A 17,608-nucleotide genomic window follows, 5' to 3' on the forward strand; every position below is an offset into this window, starting at 1 on the left:
ACTTGTCCTACAAAAGGCCTGCAATGTCAGAGCGCCTCAGGAATATCCGCTGACGGAGAAGAAAAAGGCTGGGAAAACATAGCGTCTCGGCATTCGGGACGTTTTGCCCATTCAGAGATCATTTTGCCTTTTGCTGTCACATGAAGTCGATCATTGACCTCTCTGGCCCAGATTTCAATCTGCTTAACAAGTTGGGGAGAAATACCCTGCTTATTCCAGATACGTTCTAGGTTAAAGGCTTCGCCATAAGTCTGAGAAATTACTGCAACTGTATAAGCTGCAACGTTCGCGAGAAATGCAGGCACCAATGGTCGCGCTGTTTTATGTACTGCTTTGAACAGTAACGCTTTCGAAACAACGTCCTTGTAATAAACAACATCTGGAGTAAAAGCGGTCCCTTTAGCTTCCATATCAGCCATGCCGGCCATGAAACGGTCAAAGCACTTTTGTGCACCAAGACTGACAACATCCGCATTTCCACCCCATGCGACAGCGTACTTCGCCAATTCAGTTTTTGTGATCTTTCTAGAGGGAGGCACAGACTCTTTCAGAGCTCGAAGTTTGGCTGGACTCGTACCGTCACGAGCAAGAAGAGTGTTATAACTGCCTGCAGCTCTCTCATAGAACCATCGACCTATGCCATCAGGGCAATAGACAGAAAGTGACAATCGCTCGATATCGACATGAAAAGGCTTATTAGCAGATAGATCAGATTGTCGAACAGCATTTTGACTATTGGCATAACGCGAGATATCAGATACAAGAGCTTCCTCTTTCGCAGGATCTTGCTCTTTCATAACAATGATTTTTGCGGGGACACGAACTTTGCTCAAATCAGTATCCGCATACTTTTTCTTGGCGAAAAAAATTGAAGCCGTAGTTTGCCCGCCATTAACGATTTGCATGCCTCGCAACCAAGCTATACCAGGCGACCCATCGGCAGCGCGATCCAACAACATCTCATCAGCAACTAACACTATCCCATTGTTATAGGCCATGAATCTTTCTGGCGCATTCCGTAAAGTACTCTGAAGCCCAGCATTCACCCCCTTCGCCTTCACACTTAGAAATGAGCGCACATTGGCCTCAAGCAGGCGAGGTCCAAATTTTTCATAAACGAATCGAAGCGCCTCACCTGGAATTGCGGTTAGTGCGTAGTCATAATCCCCTGTTTCGCCTGGTACGAAAACACAGGGCAGAGGAGAACCTGACACATCGGTGAAGTCAACGACAAGTTCATCGCGTGGCTTACCTTCGGAACGATGGCGAAAAAGTCGCTCAATATCCATGACTTCAAGCTTTACTAGTTTTCCGCCCACATTCCGAGATTGAAAGCTTTTCGACTTAGCTACACCATCTGTAAGGATATAAACACGCACCTGTTCAAGCCCGTCATAAATTTCTCGGATTGTTAAAGCCAGAGAATGAACATCACTCGACGGATCAAGTTTTTCGGCAATACGTCCTTCTGCACAAAGATCCAAGAATCGAACACATTGCGCCGCGGCCGTCTTAATATCTTGATCGGGAATAGGACTTAGACTTTCAAAGCCTTCGTACAGACTTACAAAAAGATCAAGCTGATCGGCGTCTTCAGACATGGCATAACCACTCAAACGCAAATTCGCATTGGCGATTTTCCCTTGAAAGTGGCACACAACTGGGTCGAATGTCATACCCGCGTCAGCAAGGTGTTGCATCACCACATCGGAAAAAACCAGTTCGCCAAAAGGAGCGCCATCAGACATCTGGGCTGCTATCTCGCCCCTTGTCTCTGCGAAAAAATCATCAAGGGTCATCCATTTACTCCTAACAAATTGAGCGCCGTGTCGAGGTCCATTAGGTAGTCACCAACGTGGTCTAGATTGATTTCGTAAAGGGCTCGCGTAACTCCGACGGGAACCGTTCCCGGAGTCAACCGCGGAAAGCCTTCGGACACGGAGAGAATTCGAATTTCTTTTGATTCGAATCTTCGGGTGTAATGCCTCGATTGGGTTTCGGCGTATCCGGCAACAATCAACTTATCTCTAAGGTAATTTACCGCTCCAGGCTCTTCACCAAGACGTTTCTCTACTTCCCCAATCATTTCAGGAAGGGTGAGCCCGCCTTCCTCACACGCAAACCGAACCGCAGCCAGAAAGAGTGGTGACGCCACCGAATCGTCCAACTGCTCAAGGGACGTTATCTTTACTGGAAAGCCAGATGAGGACATCGTCGCCTTCACCTCTAGCGCTCCGTCACCCAACAGGAAGTCTTGTAAAGCGTCGTCAGGCCCCACCCATCCCCTGAGTACTTCCTCAGTTGAAACGCCTGAGTCCATAAGAATGGCCATAATGGTGAGTTCGCCCACTAGACCAAGCTCCGCCTCAGGACTGAGAGGAGTAGCCCCACGGGACATGAACTGTTGCCACATGCGAACCCTGCGTAGCATCGTCCGCTGTACCGCTGCCTCGCCCTCTCCAACAGAGGCGTCCATAGCACCCACAACGTCACCGACCATCTCTGAAAACAACTCGGGGCTGCCTGACTCTTTGCGTGAGAGAGCTATCCAAGTCTTGCCATCGCGGCGAGGATCCGCCCTTACAACTTCAAAACCCCTGCCCTCAGGTAGCCGCTCGGCGGCACCTAGCCGGGCCGTGGGAAAGCGAGCAAGAAGAGCTTCCTCGTTTCCTGGGAAACGCCGAGCCGCCATGAGTTCACATGCGCCAACGGAAGTCACCACAATACCAAGCCACCCCCCCTCCTGCCCGCACTCCCCCGAAAGAGCGTCCCAAGCTGTTACGAACTCCTCAATAGACCGGGGCATATTCAGTCTCCCATAGCAAGTGATCTACTTCGTACTTGACAGTGGTTGCCGAACAGCTAGCAGGGAAACTGACCCCAAAGGCGGTTATGGGAAGACCATCATCTGGGAGTCCAGCGCTTTTCGGGTCAATTGGGTACAAAAGCAAAAGACCTCGCTCGGGATGACCAGGTATTCCTTTCGCGCCCAATCCTCGAACTTGTCGTACGAAGACCCCGCTTGGGGCTTTGGGCGAGTCCTTGCTTGTCTCCTCTGTTCCTCGCGCAGGGTCCTTCATTCTGTCTTCGACGGTGAGACTCAAGGCCGCCATCCAAGCATCCTCGTCGAGATCGATCGATTCATCTCTGGGCGACAAAAGACGCCCGATTGAGTAGTGCTCTCCTTTGGAAGCGGGATTTTGGTTTCGAGTGATCATGTTTCCGAGCACATGTTTTCCGCAGAAAATGCTACTGGCTCCCTCACCTCCTCCTATCAGAGCGATGGTCCAAGAGGTGAGCTCACCTTTTGCTGCCATCACCTTGACGAAGTCAGCCAGCACGGCGCTGTTAACCTTTCTCGCAGCAGGATGAGTCAAATACCCGGAGAAGAACTCGATAACATGCTCGGCGGGGATGTTATCCCAGAGAAATCCCTTCCACTCCTGACAAGCCTCACCCCGCTGTCTAACAAATTCTCCGTTCTCTGCAGGAGTCCCAGCAGCGTCGAGTAGCCTCTCCATGACGGCGAGATTTCTCTTAATGACAGATGAGTCGCGATGGAAAGCCACTGTCTCCAGAACAGATCCACAAAAGGAAACTTGCAGACTCTTGGCACTTCGCATCTTGATCGGTGAGGTAACCATGAGAACAGGGTGTGACTGAACCTTCATACCGTAATTTTCGGGTGTGGCATGTACCTTGGCCATGGTGTCGAACTCTTGACGAAGTTCCTCCGCAGCATCTGTGATGTGCCCAAACCACTCGACTAAATCAGAACTGGTGTAGAGGCGACAGAGATCCAGATATCCTGGACGATATCCAAACCAGCGCCCCATCTGCATAAGGGTGTCGTACATCTTCGTGGTTCTCACGAAATAGCTAACACAAAGCCCCTCAAGGGTAAGTCCTCGTGCGAGCTTGTCACCTCCGACCGCGATGACCTTCAGTCCGGTTTCCTCACGCTCAGCGTAATCAAGGACGTCCCCTGCCGAACCGTTGATTGCTCTGACGCTGCTTGCCAAATCACCCAACACATCCGCTAGGACTGCCTCAACTTCTTCCCAACGGGGAAGGTCGAATTCTCCACTTGCCTCCTCCATGGCAGTCGCTACAGCAGCCGACGTTGGAACGAAATCAGACTCCCAGAGCCTTTTCCATTCCACCATCAATTTGTTTTTTTCAAAGCCACGCTCAACCCGCTGTCTATAGTTTTTCACTAGTTCCTCAACTTGCCGGCGCACCTCCTCCTGTACTGCGGTGTAGCGAGTAACATGAATTAACATTGAACAGTGTCTGCGCCCCTGTCCACGCAGGAGGCGGACTGCACACACCAGAACAAAGGACGAAACAGCCTCTCTTAGCGACGGTGGCACCTCGTCGAGCCCCTTGTACAAGGGCACGTGATTTTTGTCGTGCCGAGGCGGCATCCAGCCTCCTTCCCCTGTCTCGTCCGCCTGGTCATCAACTTCACGAGTAAGCGGTAAACCGCCGGCCCTACCCTCTGTCGCCCGAAGCCCAAAAACACGAGCCGGACCGACGTAGTTTGAAGGTGCAGAAATATTAATGATGAAAGACTGAGGGAATAAATCCGGCCCCTCCTCCTTAGTTGCCTTGCGCCGGTCAATGAAGATATTAGCGAACGGCGTGGCGGTGTATCCCACATAGGCTTTTCGGGAGAAAGAGTGAAGGATTTTTCGGATACGGCTATTGATGGCCTTCGGTTGGTATTCGTCGTCCACGGCCCCATCCTTGCCTATCACTTGGTCCCCGGTGTCGACCGAGGCATGATCGGCCTCATCGTCAATGAGGAGCAACGGAAAGCCTGAGACTAGCGGACGGCCTTCAGCGTCCTTAGAGTCCGCAACATGATTGCGAATCCATTTAAGTAAGCGATCCAATACGATCTTATTTTTTTTGACTACGAATAGCCATGGTCTCTGTTCCGGAGAAATGGCTAAGTGTTTCGCGACCTTGGTATTGAAGTCACCGTTGTCCGAGCGGTTTGTTGCACAGTTGGGGCGAATCTCGGCGTCACGCCCGTTCTCTCCCACTCCGATGTAACGGACGACATCATTCTTCGCCGAGGTCTCGTAGCCAAGGAAGCCTTCTTCTAAGCGAATCTGGGTCTGGGAACGCAGATTATTGTGGAGACCAGCAAGCACAATGATGATCTTGTAGCCGGCATCGGCCGCCTTGCATATAAGCCCTGTGTAATTGCCAGTTTTACCGGATTGGACATGTCCAACCACGAGTCCGCGCCTATCCCACCCCTCCTCGCGAAGAGGGTCTTCAAGCAGTTCAAGAATTTTGTTGGTCGCCTCATCCAAAGCGTCCACGGCCTTGACGGACATCTTACTTTCAAGAAAGTCGCGATATCGCTGCCAATAACGCCAGTCTCTTCTGCGAGCTGCATTAAGCCAATCTTTGTGGCCAGTCTTATCTGACAACGTGGACGCACCACCGATCCAGAGGCTGAATCGACGAATGAGTTCTGCGACAGCCTCCTTCCGGTCGATATTTTCGCCAGGCGCCATGTGAGTCGCGACAAAATCAACTTTCTCGGCGATAAGGGCGGGCGTGACAGAGCCTTTCTCCAAGGCTTCAACCAAGAATGTCTGAGTAACGCTGACAACGCGCTGAAATACCTTATTCTGCTCTTCCATTAACTTGCTTTCCCTTCGGCGGGTATCGTCGCGAGACTCGGAAGAGACGCGACGAGATTGGGGTAGTTCTGAAAAGGTTCAGTCATAGACAACGAAGTCAGAGCCATTTCGACGCTCATTCCACGCCGCCCGACCATGTCCCTGAATAGCGTCAAGAGGACAGTTCTGACACCGTCGGGGGCCGTCTCAGGCTCCCCTGAGAAGCCAGTCATTGGGGTATCTTTGTTTTCAGCTGTATCTAGCCATATACGTTGTACAGGCACCGTTTCCTCGACAACGCGTAACATGGCCCGAACAAGACCAGCATTACCACCAACCGCTTCAATTACCGCAGCCACAGCGGGATGCCTCTCGTCGATGCGATATCGGACCCCATCCTTAAGCCTGTCTACACGCCACGCTTGGTGCTCAACCTTGAGACCTCCGAGTCCAAGCATTGGCGAGCCTCGAAAAGCGAAGACTCTTCTGGCTCTTTCCCTCGTATCTTCAGCCAATTTCGTGAGCCACGGACGTACAGATACAGGAGGTCGGGCCGTAGATTTTTTGACGTCGATCTTCCAGTCGGAATCGGCTGTATTAGGAATGTCCAACATGATCCTGGCGAGTCGATGAGGTTCCTCTCGGTTCCAAGCGCGGCCCTGTCCAATCCCAAGCCATCCACCTGCCAAAAGCAAACGATGGCTTCGATATACGTAAAATCCTTGCTGAGAGGTCCATCCTTCTGCCCCACCCGCCCTACGGAACTCATCATCAGAGAGGCGATCTTTATGTGGCAGAACGTGGCATTGAGCCTCAACAAGCCCTGATGCGGTGACAATTTTGGCGACTGGTGACTGCCAAGGCTTAGAGGGATGCCCTGTCATAAAGGGATCCCATGGACTAACTATCTTTCCGTTGAGGAAAAGTCGGATGACCGGGTTTTTTCCTTCTAACAGACGATGAAAAACCATCGCCAAACGTAGCTCAACATCATCTACCAAGTCGGCAAAGTGATTGAGCGTATAGCCAAGCGTTACGATTCTGTCCAACTTCTCCCAGAGAACTATTGTCCCGGAATGAAGAGCATTGAGCGGCTCGACGAAAGCTTCAGAGCCACGGGCTGCCCCTTCAAATATCCTCCATCCAACGTCCCTTGATGCCGCAATGGCATCGAGATCCCAACGCAGACAGGAAACTGAACCACTCTTCGGTCTAGACGCAACAGTGAGAGAGCGGCACTGAGAAAATGACGCTGTTTTGAGGCCCATCCCGAAACGCCCAAGATCATTAGCCGCTCGATCATCGAGAGGGTTTTTGGCGCCAAGCGTCATTGCCACCTCTAACTCAGCGTCGGTCATGCCTCGTCCGTTATCCAAAATGGAAATTCGACTTCTTTCACCATCCCAGTCGAAAGCCACATGAACTTCCGTTGCTCCAGCGGAAACACCGTTATCAATCACATCAGCTAAAGCAGAGGCAGTCGAATATCCGAGGCCACGTAGGGCTTCAAGCATTGCGTCGGCTCGCGGTGGGGTATACCTAGTACGTTCGTTCATTTGAGTTAGGCAATTCCAAAAAGGTGCGTGAAGCCGAGTTCAGCCATCCTACGTGCAAACTTGCGCACTCCATCCGGTTGGGTTGGAGGCGGGTCATCATCAGCTACGCTCATCCGTGACCTTCTCTGATTGCTCATCTGAGGGGAGAGATTTTTTCATCTCGAAGTAGTCGCCTACATACAAGACTAACTTTTCCTTTCTTAACGGATGGCACAGCTTTTTTAGTGCCTTCGATTCAATTTGCCTAATTCGCTCACGAGTGACGTCAAACAGAGATCCAACCTCCTCCAGGGTCATAGCGTCATCTTGGCCAAAGCCAAAACGGAGGTTGATCACCTTGGCCGAACGCTCGTCAAGCTCTCCAATCATTTCCATCAAAATCGCTCGTAAAGAAGCATGCTCTGCAGCGATTGCCGGGTCAGATGGTTCCTCCTCCAAGAGAGAATCGAGCAAGGAATTAGAGGATTCTTCGAACCACTCATCCAAACTGCTGATCTTTTCGAACACGGTTAAAAGGAGCTTGAGCTTATCGAGAGCAATCCCTGTTCGATGGGATGTCTCGCGTTCGCTTTCGGGAAGGCCCAACTTAAATTTGAACTTATCCCGTTCTCGTACGATATTTCTTGCCAGTTCTTGCATGTGAACTGGAACACGGACCGCTCTCTCTTGATTAGCGATAGCGCGCGTAATTTGCTGTCGAATCCACCACGTCGCGTAAGTGGAAAACCTGAACCCTTTGCGCCAGTCAAACCGTTCTACGGCCCTCATCAGACCTATGTTGCCTTCCTGCACAAGATCATCAAAAGCGAGCTCGGACCATCGATATTTGTTGGCTATGGAAAGCACTAAACGAAGGTTAGAAAGGATCATCCTCTCTCGCGCAGCTTCCTGGCGTCGAATAGCAGAGGAGAAGCCTGCACCTGCCAAATCACAATCCGCCTTCCTCGAAAGCTCAATGAGAAAAATTCGGGAAAGATTTGCAGCGGCAAGTCCACTTCGGACTTTCACGTAATCGTTGCCAGCAGAGCGTGCAGCTGAAACCGAGGAGACAAAGGTTGTTGCGATCGAATCGAGTCCGATCTTATCCTCTTCGTAATCTGCCTCCTCATTGGAGGGCATCTCACTGGAGTTTTCGCTTACGTCACCTTCACTAGCTGGTTCATCGCGAGAGGTGAAGCTCTCATGACTCGCCTGGCCTCGGGCTACTTTGTCGGCAGCTTCGAAAACAAAAGTAAGTCCTGAGGGCCAGCGTGAGAGCGCATCCAGGGCCTGAGCCCTTGCCTCCTCCATTTCCCGGCCCAATGCAATTTCCTCAGCAGCCAGAAGCAGGTCTTTCTTTAAGCCCTTAGCGTAAAATCTCAGCGGTTCGTTACGACCCGATGCGAGGTCTTCTGCGAACTCCAAGGCTTCTGATAGCTTTAATTCTTCATCAACTGACGGCTCGACAAGATCAGACTGATCGGTAATCTCCGCCCACTCATCGATCAAGACTCCAAGATCGCCTAAAACGAAAGTCAGAAGACGCTCAGTTTCCTCATTGCGGGAGAGATCACCCTCACGGCATACATCGATAAGAGCTGATTTGGGTACTGTCCCTTCTCGTAAACCCCGGAAGAATAAGCCACGTAGATCAGCACGATCCTCACTGGTTAAAGGAAGCGATCTTTCTGGAAGAAACAGATCGACATCGTCCCACTCCACATCAGTGTCGATCGCTTTGAACTTGCCTATCGTTCCTTGAAGTGTGCTGATTTCTTCGGCTACGGCCATGTTGCCCTGCGGGGCAACCACTTCAGACTCCGCTTCCCAGTCATCCTCAAACCCCAAGTCGAGAGGCTCGTCGTCGAGTTCGATCAGGTCTTCGTGCGGCTTTGTCTCGAAGGGAACGGCATGCTCGTCAGCTCGGATCGTTTCCGCCTCGCGGATGACGAGTTCAAAAGATGGGTGATTTCCAGGCGCGAGCACTTCATCAACCTGAGGTGGCACCTTAACCGCTTCATCTTCTATGTCGTTATGCGGCGATTCGCTCTGGACCGAGTGAGGGAGTAACTCTCCGGCGCTTACATCACTCTGAAGCGAATTTTCAGTGCCCACATCGCTTACTTGGAAGGAAAAACCAAGTGCTTCTCGCAATAGGTCAATACATTGAGCACAGTTACTCTTCTCCGCGTAAGCGAGAGCAGTTCGGCCTTCGGGATCGAGCAACTCTGGTTTTGCTCCAGCAGCCAACAGAAGCCGTACAATGCCGTTTTTCTTTCGAGCAGAGGCAAGCATTAGAGGCGTAGCGCCTGCCCCATCGCGAGCGTCAAGATCGTCGCCACGCGCGATATGGAGTTTGACTGCAACCTCCACACCGGCAATGGTCGCCATACGGAGCAAGGGGTTCAATTTAGCCACGGTGCTACCCACATGCCCAAGCGATTCGCCTTAAAAGTCACTCCCACATCAATCAGTTGAGAAATGACTTTGCTACATCCTTCTTTTTTCAGAACCGACTCCTTGTTCATGCTTCCATTTGCAAGCTCATACCCTTTAGTGCTGACACTAATTTGGCCTAATGAGAACGCGGTTGAATGTGGTGCGAGGCCTTCCCGAAGTCACTTACGTTTTCCTCAAAGAGGAGCACAGTGGCGCAACGCCATCCACAATATCCACTTGTTAAAGGCACGTAAAGGACAGACCAAGGATGCCTATCACTACACTGATTCGGGTTGTCAGCGCTTGCATTTCTGAGCAGCCACGCGTTGCTTATCTGTTAGTAAATACAGCACCGATCGTCTGAAAATATTGGTGCCCTACAGGTAAATTCGTCCGACAGGCAGCACATTGGATACGCCAAGATATGTTTTTCAACTGGGGGTATAGGCATGACTTTCCGAGAAGATGCAATCTCGACTACCTCCCCGAACCATTGATGTCATGTTTCGAGCGCCGCGAAAAAATCGAATCCATGGACTAGTACGGATGCCTACATTGGATGAGCGCAGACATTGTCTCCCCCGAACACCGCTCGAAGATCATGTCAATGATCAAGGGCAAAAACACCAAGCCTGAAATGGTCGTGCGTTCGATGTGCCATGAATTGGGATTTCGTTATCGCCTGCATCGAAAAGATCTGCCAGGTTCGCCTGATCTGGTATTCCCCAAGCACCGATTATGTATCTTCGTCCACGGCTGCTTTTGGCACCGACACCCGGGCTGCAAATATGCGTACACACCAAAAAGCAGACTCGACTTTTGGCTGCCTAAACTCGCGAAGAATGTTGAGCGGGACTTGCAGGTGCAGGAGAAGCTGAAGGAGCTTGGTTGGAAAGTAGTGATCGTTTGGGAGTGCCACACCAAAGACAGAGAAATCCTACACAATGAAATCCGTTCTGCATTTGATTTGAATGCTTAGACCTACGGGAATCGAGCAAATAGTCGATGATCATTTTTATAGGATTGACCACGCCGCCTTGAAGCCCTAGGCTTCTGTTCCGGCGCCTAAGAAACGCCCCAACCAGAGCGGTCCTCCGCACCCGACAGTCATGCGGCTTTTTTTCGTCTGCGGTTTCTCTACGCCTGCGAAAAATCCCGTTATGTCGGGAGTGGGCGAATACAAGACCCGAAAGGGGAATATGTCCGGCCCGTCTCTGGTGGGTTTCTTAGCTCCCGACACCCTAACGAATGCCCTAAGAAAGCAGCCAGAGGTAAATGGAAATGCCTGAATACTCAGCCTTCATGATGAAGGTGAATCGCTGTACCCGCCGTTCAAATCCCGTGCTTCCAGGTCAGGAGGCATGCCATGTCTGAACCATTTCTCCCAACTCGTTTCACTCGTAACAAAACCCATCTGCACGCCCTTCTGGTCGAGAACCAGGCGTGGTTCTGCGTCCATGAGCTGGGCCGGTTGATGGGCAAACATCTTGATGAACGCCAGTTGCGCAAACTCGACGCTGATCAGCGTCAGATGATGTGCGTGGAGACCTATGGTGAAGCTGAGGATCACATGATGGTGAGTGAGTCCGGTGTGTATGCACTGCTGATCTATCACTACTGTCCTGAGTATCGACAGCTTCGCGAGTGGCTGACGCATCATGTCGTGCCTGCGCTGCGCGATGCTCGTCCGGCGCGCTCGGTTGAGCGGCCGACGCTGAGTGTCTTGAGTTGGCCGCAGATGTCGCTTAGTACGCTGCACTGGCAGGACGAGCCGTGGATTCGGTTGCGGGATATGCCTTGTTTGCTGGCGGAGGATCCGTTCAATCGACAGGAGTCCTGGTGGCGTAGGGCCTCGCGATTGTTGCGTGGTTGCTGATGGTTTGAAGATCCGCTGTTTGAGGTTCAAGCAGCGGATTTTTTTTGGCTCAAAATGCTTGGGGCTGCTCCGCAGCCCAGCGGGAGCAAGCTCCCTCGCCACAGGGGTGATGTGCTGCCCGCAGTGGCGGGGTGAGGATTGAATCTGGTTGATGCCTGGAATCGCCAGCAGGCTGGCTCGTACAGGTTTTGCATCATCCTGAAAACAATCAGTGCAACCCGCGCCGCCTCCCGCTATTAATACCCCTCCCCCACTCAAGGATCCGAGCCCCACCATGAAATTCGATCTCGCCTACTGCCTCAGTCTCGACGACAAGTTGTCGATCTATGACGTTCGCGATCTCAATTTTGATGAGACGGTGGCGTTCGATTCTGCGAAGGAACATTTCCAGTGCCCCAACGATGCCTGTCGTTTGGCGTTTGATGCCTCCAATGAGTTGGGCACGTTCAACGCCAAGAACGTGAATTACGTGCGCACGCCGCACTTCAAGAATCTGCCCACTACGCAGCACGTCGCGGGTTGTCCGTATGTGAGTTTGAAGGCGTCGGCGTCGGGTGTTGAGGCGGCGGAGGGTGAAGTGGATGACGGGCGGGAGGAGCATTTTCCGTCGGAGTTGTTGCTGACGCGGCGTGAGTATGTGCGCAAGCCTGCTGCGCCGGCGGGGGCGGCGGATGTGTTGCGGGATGATCCGGTGCGGGTGGCGCAGGTAAGTTCCAGGGAGTCGCCGGGGCGTGAGACGGCGCCGGACAAGACCAGTGTGTTTGCGCATCCGGTGGAGTGTTTTGTGTCGAACTTCGCCGACAAGGAATTGCTCAAGCGCATGCCGTTGAAGATCGGTGAGCACACGGCGCCTTATGGCTCGTTCTTCAAGAAGATCGAGTATCTGACGGACAACAAGGGGCTGATTTACTGGGGCAAGATCAAAGAGATCAAGGATTACACCCAGAGTTTTCGTATCGATTTCGAGCAGAAAGTCTGGTTCAAGCAGGCGGATGAGGCGAAGAAGAAGCCGTATTCGGTGAACGTGTACTTGAGCAAGAAGTTGATCGACAACTACCGCAAGCGCAAGGCGTTTCTGGAAGAGATCAAGCACGCGATCGACAGCGACAAGGAGTTGTTCTGTTTCTTCTATGGCGTGACGCCGGAGTTGAAGCAGGTGCCGAGCAAGAAGAACCCCGAACAGACGTTCGGGGTGTTCAGTGCCAACATCGAGAACCTGGATCACTTTATTGTGCGGGAGGCGCCGGGGTTGGCGTGACGGTTAGCCTTTGGGCAATTGCAGTTTGGCTGCACCACGGTGCTGGTTGACGAGCGAGTACGGCAGCACTGACCAATCGGGGTTGTCGCAGTTACGTTGGTAACGGGCGAAGTAAGCGCCCAGGTAAATCCCCTTCGGTGTGAAGTGCCAGTTGGAATAACCCCAGACGCTTTCATCGGTGTAATCGCAACTGCCGTCATCTTCGGCGGGCTTCTTCATCTCTTCGGGATAGAGCGTGGTGAACTGTTTGACCAGCCACGGCGCCATGACTTTCATCTGATCGTATTCGGTGGCCGCGCTATTCGGTTCACCAATCCACAGTACATCTTTGAGTTTCAACAATTCGCCGGTGTGGACGTCGAGGTTGATTGGCGAACTGCCGAAATCCGGGTGGGCACCGCCGCAGCTGTAACCGGTAGAAATGTCCAGGCTGACTACATCCGGCGAGAGAAACTCCGGAGCAGCCCCTTGATCGAACTCGGCATATTCCCCGCCATCCATCATGCAGCGGTGATAGTCGATGACTTCAGTCCAGAGCCGTCCGAGCAAGTGGTTATTGATCCGCTCCTGCTCTTCTTTCGTATAGCCAGATTCAACACTGAACAACGAAATCTTCGACTCAGGCTCCGTCCACCATTGCAGGTCGTAGCCCATGAAGTTTTCTTTCTTCTCCGGTTTGAGCTTGAGTCCCTGTAAGCGCAAATACTCGTAGGGATCGCTCTTCGGCAAAGTGGTAATAAAGGGCAACGTCGTTGCAATTGGCGCGGGAAGTTTGGCTTCGGTCAGTTGTACCGGCAGCTTCTTGCCCTTGGGATTTTGCCATTCGCCCTGCCAACCGTTGGCGGTGGATTTCAACTTCAGGGTGGGCAGCGGTTTGTCGTCGTCATAGCGGTTGTTGCCTTCAACGAGATTCAATGTGCTGTCCTGCAGCGAGCCGCTGAGTTCCAGGTCGCGGTGATACTTCTCATAGAAGTAGCGGCCGGTGACTTCGTCCTGCTGCGTGGTGTTGAGCTCCAGCACAATCGGCATCTTGCCCAGCGTACCGGTGAACACGCGCCGGCCATCTTCGGCATGGGCAGTGGAAATCAGTGTGAACAGCGCCGCAGCGTATGGCGCCAGGCGCAGCAGTCCCTTGAGCATGGATCGATCCCTGAATGAATGAGGCTGCGGAGTATGCAGAGGATGCGCGCAGGAATCGAGGCTCTACTTGAGCAGCATGCCCAGCATGACGACGATCAGCAGTGCGATGTACACCCACGCATGCACCCGGTCCGGTATCCGCCCGATCCACGGCGTGGCCATTCGAATCCCGACCAACGAGCCCAGTGTCAGCACCACAAACGCCAGCAAATCCACATACCCGACAAACCACGCGCCCAGATCCGTCGCGCTGAATCCGGCCAGTGCCATGTAGGTCAGCGTCCCGGCCACTGCCACCGGCACGCTCAACGGATTGGCCATGGACGTGGCCTGGGACATGCTCAACCCGCAGCGGCGCAGCAGCGGCACGGTCATGACGCTTCCTCCTACACCGAGGAACGTGGCGATGGCGCCGATGCCTACACCGCCGGCGGACGTTTCTGTACTGCTGAGTCGGCGCGGGATGATGCCTTCGCTGCGGGTGAGGAAGCCGCGTCTGAGCAGGCAGTCGATGATGGTCACGCCGAGGTAGGCGATGAAGGCGTAGCGAATGATTTCGCCGCTGACCCACACCGCCGCGACCGCCCCGAGGATCGCGCCCAGGGCGATGAAGCCGCCGAGCGGCCACAGGTAATGGCGGATCAGGTTGCCGGCGCGGCGGTGTTTGTCGGTGGCGATCAGCGCGTTGACGATCATCACGCAGGTCGAGGTGGCGACGGCGATGTGCATCGCCGATTGGCCGATGGGGTCGTCGGCGCCGTGGCTGGCGGTGAGCATGCGGTAGAGCAGCGGCACGACGACGAAGCCGCCGCCGAAGCCGAAGAGCACGGCGGTGATCCCGGTCAGGCAGCCGAACAGGGTTAGCAGGAGATAGAACATGGCGCGTCTTCCGGTGATGGGGAGCGGTCGACGATAGTGCGGGTCGGCTTGGCCTGCTTCAGCAACTCAGACAATAATGTTTGCGTTTACGCCAACTACCGGGAAACGCTCGATGCGCAATGTTTCGATCAATCAGCTGGATGACACGCCGCGCCCGGTGGTGGCGATCGGTACGGATTATTCCCACGGCCATCTGTTGCCATTTCATACACACCGGCGGGCGCAATTGCTGTACGGCGCGACTGGGGTGATGCAGGTTCGTACCCATGACGGCAATTGGGTGGTGCCGCCGCAACGGGCGGTGTGGATTCCGCCGGGGGTGGCGCATGAGGTGCTGATGCTCGGCGTGAGTACGCGCAGTTTGTACATCGAGCCGGGGGCGGTGGACTTGGGCCAGCGTTGTCAGGTGATCAGCGTTTCACCGTTGATGCGGCACTTGTTGATGGAAGCCGTGGAAGTGCCACTGACTTATGACCTCGAAGGACGCGACGGCGTATTGATCGACCTGCTGCTGCATGAACTGGCGCGCAGTGCGCCCCTGCCCTTGCACATTCCGCTGCCGACTGACGGAAAGCTCCTGGCTTTGTGTCAGACCTTTCTGCATCAACCCAACGCTCATCAGTCGCCGCAACACTGGGCCGAGCAGTTGCACATAAGCTTGCGCACCTTCAACAGACTGTTTCGGCAGCAGACCGGGTTGAGCTTCAGCCAATGGCGGCAACAGGCCTGCGTGGTGCTGGCGCTGGCGCGGCTGGCGGCCGGTGAAGCGGTGACGCGGATCGCCCTGGACTTCGGTTATGAGAGCCCGGCGGCGTTCTCGACGATGTTCCGGCGCATCCTCGGACAGGCACCGTCCGTCTGGTTGGAGGCGGCGAACTAGGGCAAATCAAAAAATGCGTTTGATCCCGGCCGAAAACAACTGTACAAAAACACAGTACATTTTCAATCAGCACTCTTGAGCCCGGAGCACACCATGGCCTCTCTTGCGATGAACCACATCCTCGAACGCATTGCCCTTTTCCAGTTCACCCCGACGCACTGCGTTCAGGCCCGAGCGATGCTGGGCTGGAGCGTGGAACAACTGTCGCGCGAGGCGGAGGTTGCGGTGGATGATATCCAGCGGTTTGAAGCGCAGCAGGACGTGGCGGATGCGACGCGGCTGGCGTTGGCTTATCGGTTTGAGGCACAGGGGCTGGTGTTTTTTCCCGGGTTTGCGCCGGGTCGAAAATTGAATCCCCAGGCCATGCAGCAGAACGTTGCAGAGCGTGGGGATTTTGCTTAGGTGGAATGATTACTTGAACGCAGGGTGCCGCAGCTCGGCCGAGGCTTGTTCATAGCTGTAGGCCATGGCGAACAATTGCGGCTCGCTCCATGCTTTGCCGAAAAAGAACACGGACGTGGGTATACCGTTAGCGCTCATGCCCGATGGCAGGGTTACCGCCGGATAACCAGCCACTGCGGCAGAAAACTGCGAGTAACCATCCGCTTCGGCAACCATTGCGTCGAGGTTGTGTTCGCGCAGTTGCTCGTCAATGGCGTCCTTGAAGTTTTTGCTGATGCTCAAGATCAATCCGCTGGCCTGTTCGTGAGTCATGTCCAGCGCATTCATCGCTTCGAGCGTGGCCTGCCCATAGCCCTCCTTGCCGGGATTGAGCTGATTGAAGTCGATCAGGTCCTGCAACGACTGGATCGGCAGACCGGAACGGCTGACGAGATATTCAGGCAATTCGTATTTCATCGCGCCCATCAGACCGGGTACGAAATTATCGATATCAGGTAAACGAATGGTCACTGGCACGAGCGTCGCACCTTGTTTCTCGAGTGTGATCATTGCCTTCTGAAACTCCACTCCGGGAGTCAGGACCACGCCGCCCGTCCCCTCGTAAGCGGCGGGATAACCGATACGCTTGCCTTGCAGGGCATCGTTTGCCAGTAACGCGGTGTAGTCGATTCCTGTCGGGGCGATCGATGTCGCGGAGTCTGTCGCATCCGTGCCTTGCAACACGTTGAACATCAACGCTGCGTCACGGACAGTACGTGTCAAAGTACCAGGGGTGTCTTGCAGACGGGTGATTGGCACCACCCCGGTGCGACTGAACAGGCCCAAGGTTGGTTTAACGCCGATTACGCCATTGGCCGATGCCGGGCAAGTGATCGAACCGTTGGTTTCCGTGCCCAAGGAGATCGGCGCGAAACCGGCAGCCACGGCAGCGGCCGATCCAGAACTGGAACCGCAGATTTCCTCGCTCAGTGCATGTGGGTTTTTCCCTTGCCCACCACGTCCGCTCCAACCATGGGGCAAACCCATTTCCCGCACATAAGCCCATTCACTCATGTTGGCTTTACCCAGAATAATCGCGCCGGCATCCCGCAGCTGTTTAACCACAAAGGCATCGTTGGCTGCCGGCTGGCCGACCATGGCCAAGGAGCCGGCGCCGGTTTGCAGGCTGTCGGCGGTATCAAAATTGTCTTTGAGCAGTACCGGAATACCATGCAACGGACCACGCGACAGCCCCTCGTTACGCTCGTTATCCAGCGCGGTAGCTATTTCGATGGCTTGTGAATTCAGTTCGACGATGGCGTGGATAGCAGGGCCTTGCTTGTCCAGCTCGGCAATTCGCTGTTGAAAGTGTTCAACCAGTTCAACAGCAGTGAGCTCATTGTCGGCCATCATTTTGCTGAGTTCACTGACGCTGGCGTAATGAAGATCAGTGGCCGAATGGGCACTGGCGGCGACTCCTGTCGCTGCCAGTGCGACCAATATGGATCTCGTCAGCGTATTCACGCGACGTTTGAAGAAATGCGTCATGTCTATCGTCCTTGTTTAGGCTAATCACGA

13 protein-coding genes are annotated in these 17,608 nt (G+C 53.8%); 5 read left to right on the top strand and 8 right to left on the bottom strand.

Translation table 11 applies throughout. From position 1 onward, the window contains the following. Positions 1–26 precede the first annotated feature (26 nt). The 5 genes from E3Z29_RS24220 to E3Z29_RS24240 form a co-directional block, all read right to left on the bottom strand. Entirely contained in the window at positions 27–1,799 is a 1,773-nt protein-coding gene (locus tag E3Z29_RS24220) for an AIPR family protein (protein ID WP_134787130.1), read from the bottom strand. Next, positions 1,796–2,806, bottom strand: a complete 1,011-nt coding sequence (locus tag E3Z29_RS24225) for a PD-(D/E)XK motif protein (RefSeq protein WP_134787131.1) — start codon at positions 2,804–2,806, stop codon at positions 1,796–1,798. The genes E3Z29_RS24220 and E3Z29_RS24225 overlap by 4 nt, the downstream gene beginning before the upstream one ends. Further along, complete coding sequence (locus E3Z29_RS24230; RefSeq protein WP_134787132.1) at positions 2,790–5,663, bottom strand: Z1 domain-containing protein; 2,874 nt, start codon at positions 5,661–5,663, stop codon at positions 2,790–2,792. The genes E3Z29_RS24225 and E3Z29_RS24230 overlap by 17 nt, the downstream gene beginning before the upstream one ends. Beyond that, positions 5,663–7,156, bottom strand: coding sequence for an ATP-binding protein (locus E3Z29_RS24235; protein WP_167734170.1), 1,494 nt, complete (start codon positions 7,154–7,156; stop codon positions 5,663–5,665). The genes E3Z29_RS24230 and E3Z29_RS24235 overlap by 1 nt, the downstream gene beginning before the upstream one ends. 141 nt (positions 7,157–7,297) lie before the next feature. Continuing rightward, positions 7,298–9,595, bottom strand: coding sequence for a sigma-70 family RNA polymerase sigma factor (locus tag E3Z29_RS24240; protein WP_134787134.1), 2,298 nt, complete (start codon positions 9,593–9,595; stop codon positions 7,298–7,300). Positions 9,596–10,175: 580 nt separating this feature from the next. Here E3Z29_RS24240 and E3Z29_RS24245 point away from each other — a divergent pair. From E3Z29_RS24245 to E3Z29_RS24255, 3 genes are all read left to right on the top strand, one after another. Next, entirely contained in the window at positions 10,176–10,595 is a 420-nt protein-coding gene (locus E3Z29_RS24245; protein ID WP_114884943.1) for a very short patch repair endonuclease, read from the top strand. Between the two features lie 387 nt (positions 10,596–10,982). Further along, complete coding sequence (locus tag E3Z29_RS24250) at positions 10,983–11,492, top strand: Bro-N domain-containing protein (RefSeq protein WP_134787135.1); 510 nt, start codon at positions 10,983–10,985, stop codon at positions 11,490–11,492. A gap of 274 nt (positions 11,493–11,766) precedes the next feature. Then, positions 11,767–12,750, top strand: coding sequence for a hypothetical protein (locus E3Z29_RS24255; protein ID WP_134787136.1), 984 nt, complete (start codon positions 11,767–11,769; stop codon positions 12,748–12,750). 3 nt (positions 12,751–12,753) lie between these two features. On the opposite strand, the gene E3Z29_RS24260 is transcribed toward E3Z29_RS24255, so the two are convergent. Together E3Z29_RS24260 and E3Z29_RS24265 are read right to left on the bottom strand one after the other, a co-directional pair. After that, the gene (locus tag E3Z29_RS24260; protein WP_134787137.1) at positions 12,754–13,890 is read right to left on the bottom strand and encodes a hypothetical protein; all 1,137 of its coding nucleotides are present in this window, start codon (positions 13,888–13,890) and stop codon (positions 12,754–12,756) included. A gap of 63 nt (positions 13,891–13,953) precedes the next feature. Continuing rightward, positions 13,954–14,769 carry a sulfite exporter TauE/SafE family protein gene (locus E3Z29_RS24265; protein ID WP_134787138.1) on the bottom strand — a complete coding sequence of 272 codons (816 nt, stop codon included), beginning with the start codon at positions 14,767–14,769 and terminating at the stop codon, positions 13,954–13,956. 112 nt (positions 14,770–14,881) lie between these two features. On the opposite strand from E3Z29_RS24265, the gene E3Z29_RS24270 reads away from it, so the two are divergent. Then, complete coding sequence (locus tag E3Z29_RS24270) at positions 14,882–15,649, top strand: helix-turn-helix domain-containing protein (protein ID WP_134787139.1); 768 nt, start codon at positions 14,882–14,884, stop codon at positions 15,647–15,649. A gap of 93 nt (positions 15,650–15,742) precedes the next feature. Continuing rightward, complete coding sequence (locus E3Z29_RS24275; protein WP_027612618.1) at positions 15,743–16,051, top strand: hypothetical protein; 309 nt, start codon at positions 15,743–15,745, stop codon at positions 16,049–16,051. A 9-nt stretch (positions 16,052–16,060) separates the two neighbouring features. On the opposite strand, the gene E3Z29_RS24280 is transcribed toward E3Z29_RS24275, so the two are convergent. Further along, the gene (locus E3Z29_RS24280; RefSeq protein ID WP_134787140.1) at positions 16,061–17,578 is read right to left on the bottom strand and encodes an amidase family protein; all 1,518 of its coding nucleotides are present in this window, start codon (positions 17,576–17,578) and stop codon (positions 16,061–16,063) included. Positions 17,579–17,608: the final 30 nt, after the last annotated feature.

The organism is Pseudomonas sp. S150, assembly GCF_004526365.1.
In the GTDB taxonomy this organism is placed as follows: Bacteria; Pseudomonadota; Gammaproteobacteria; order Pseudomonadales; family Pseudomonadaceae; genus Aquipseudomonas; species Aquipseudomonas putida_A.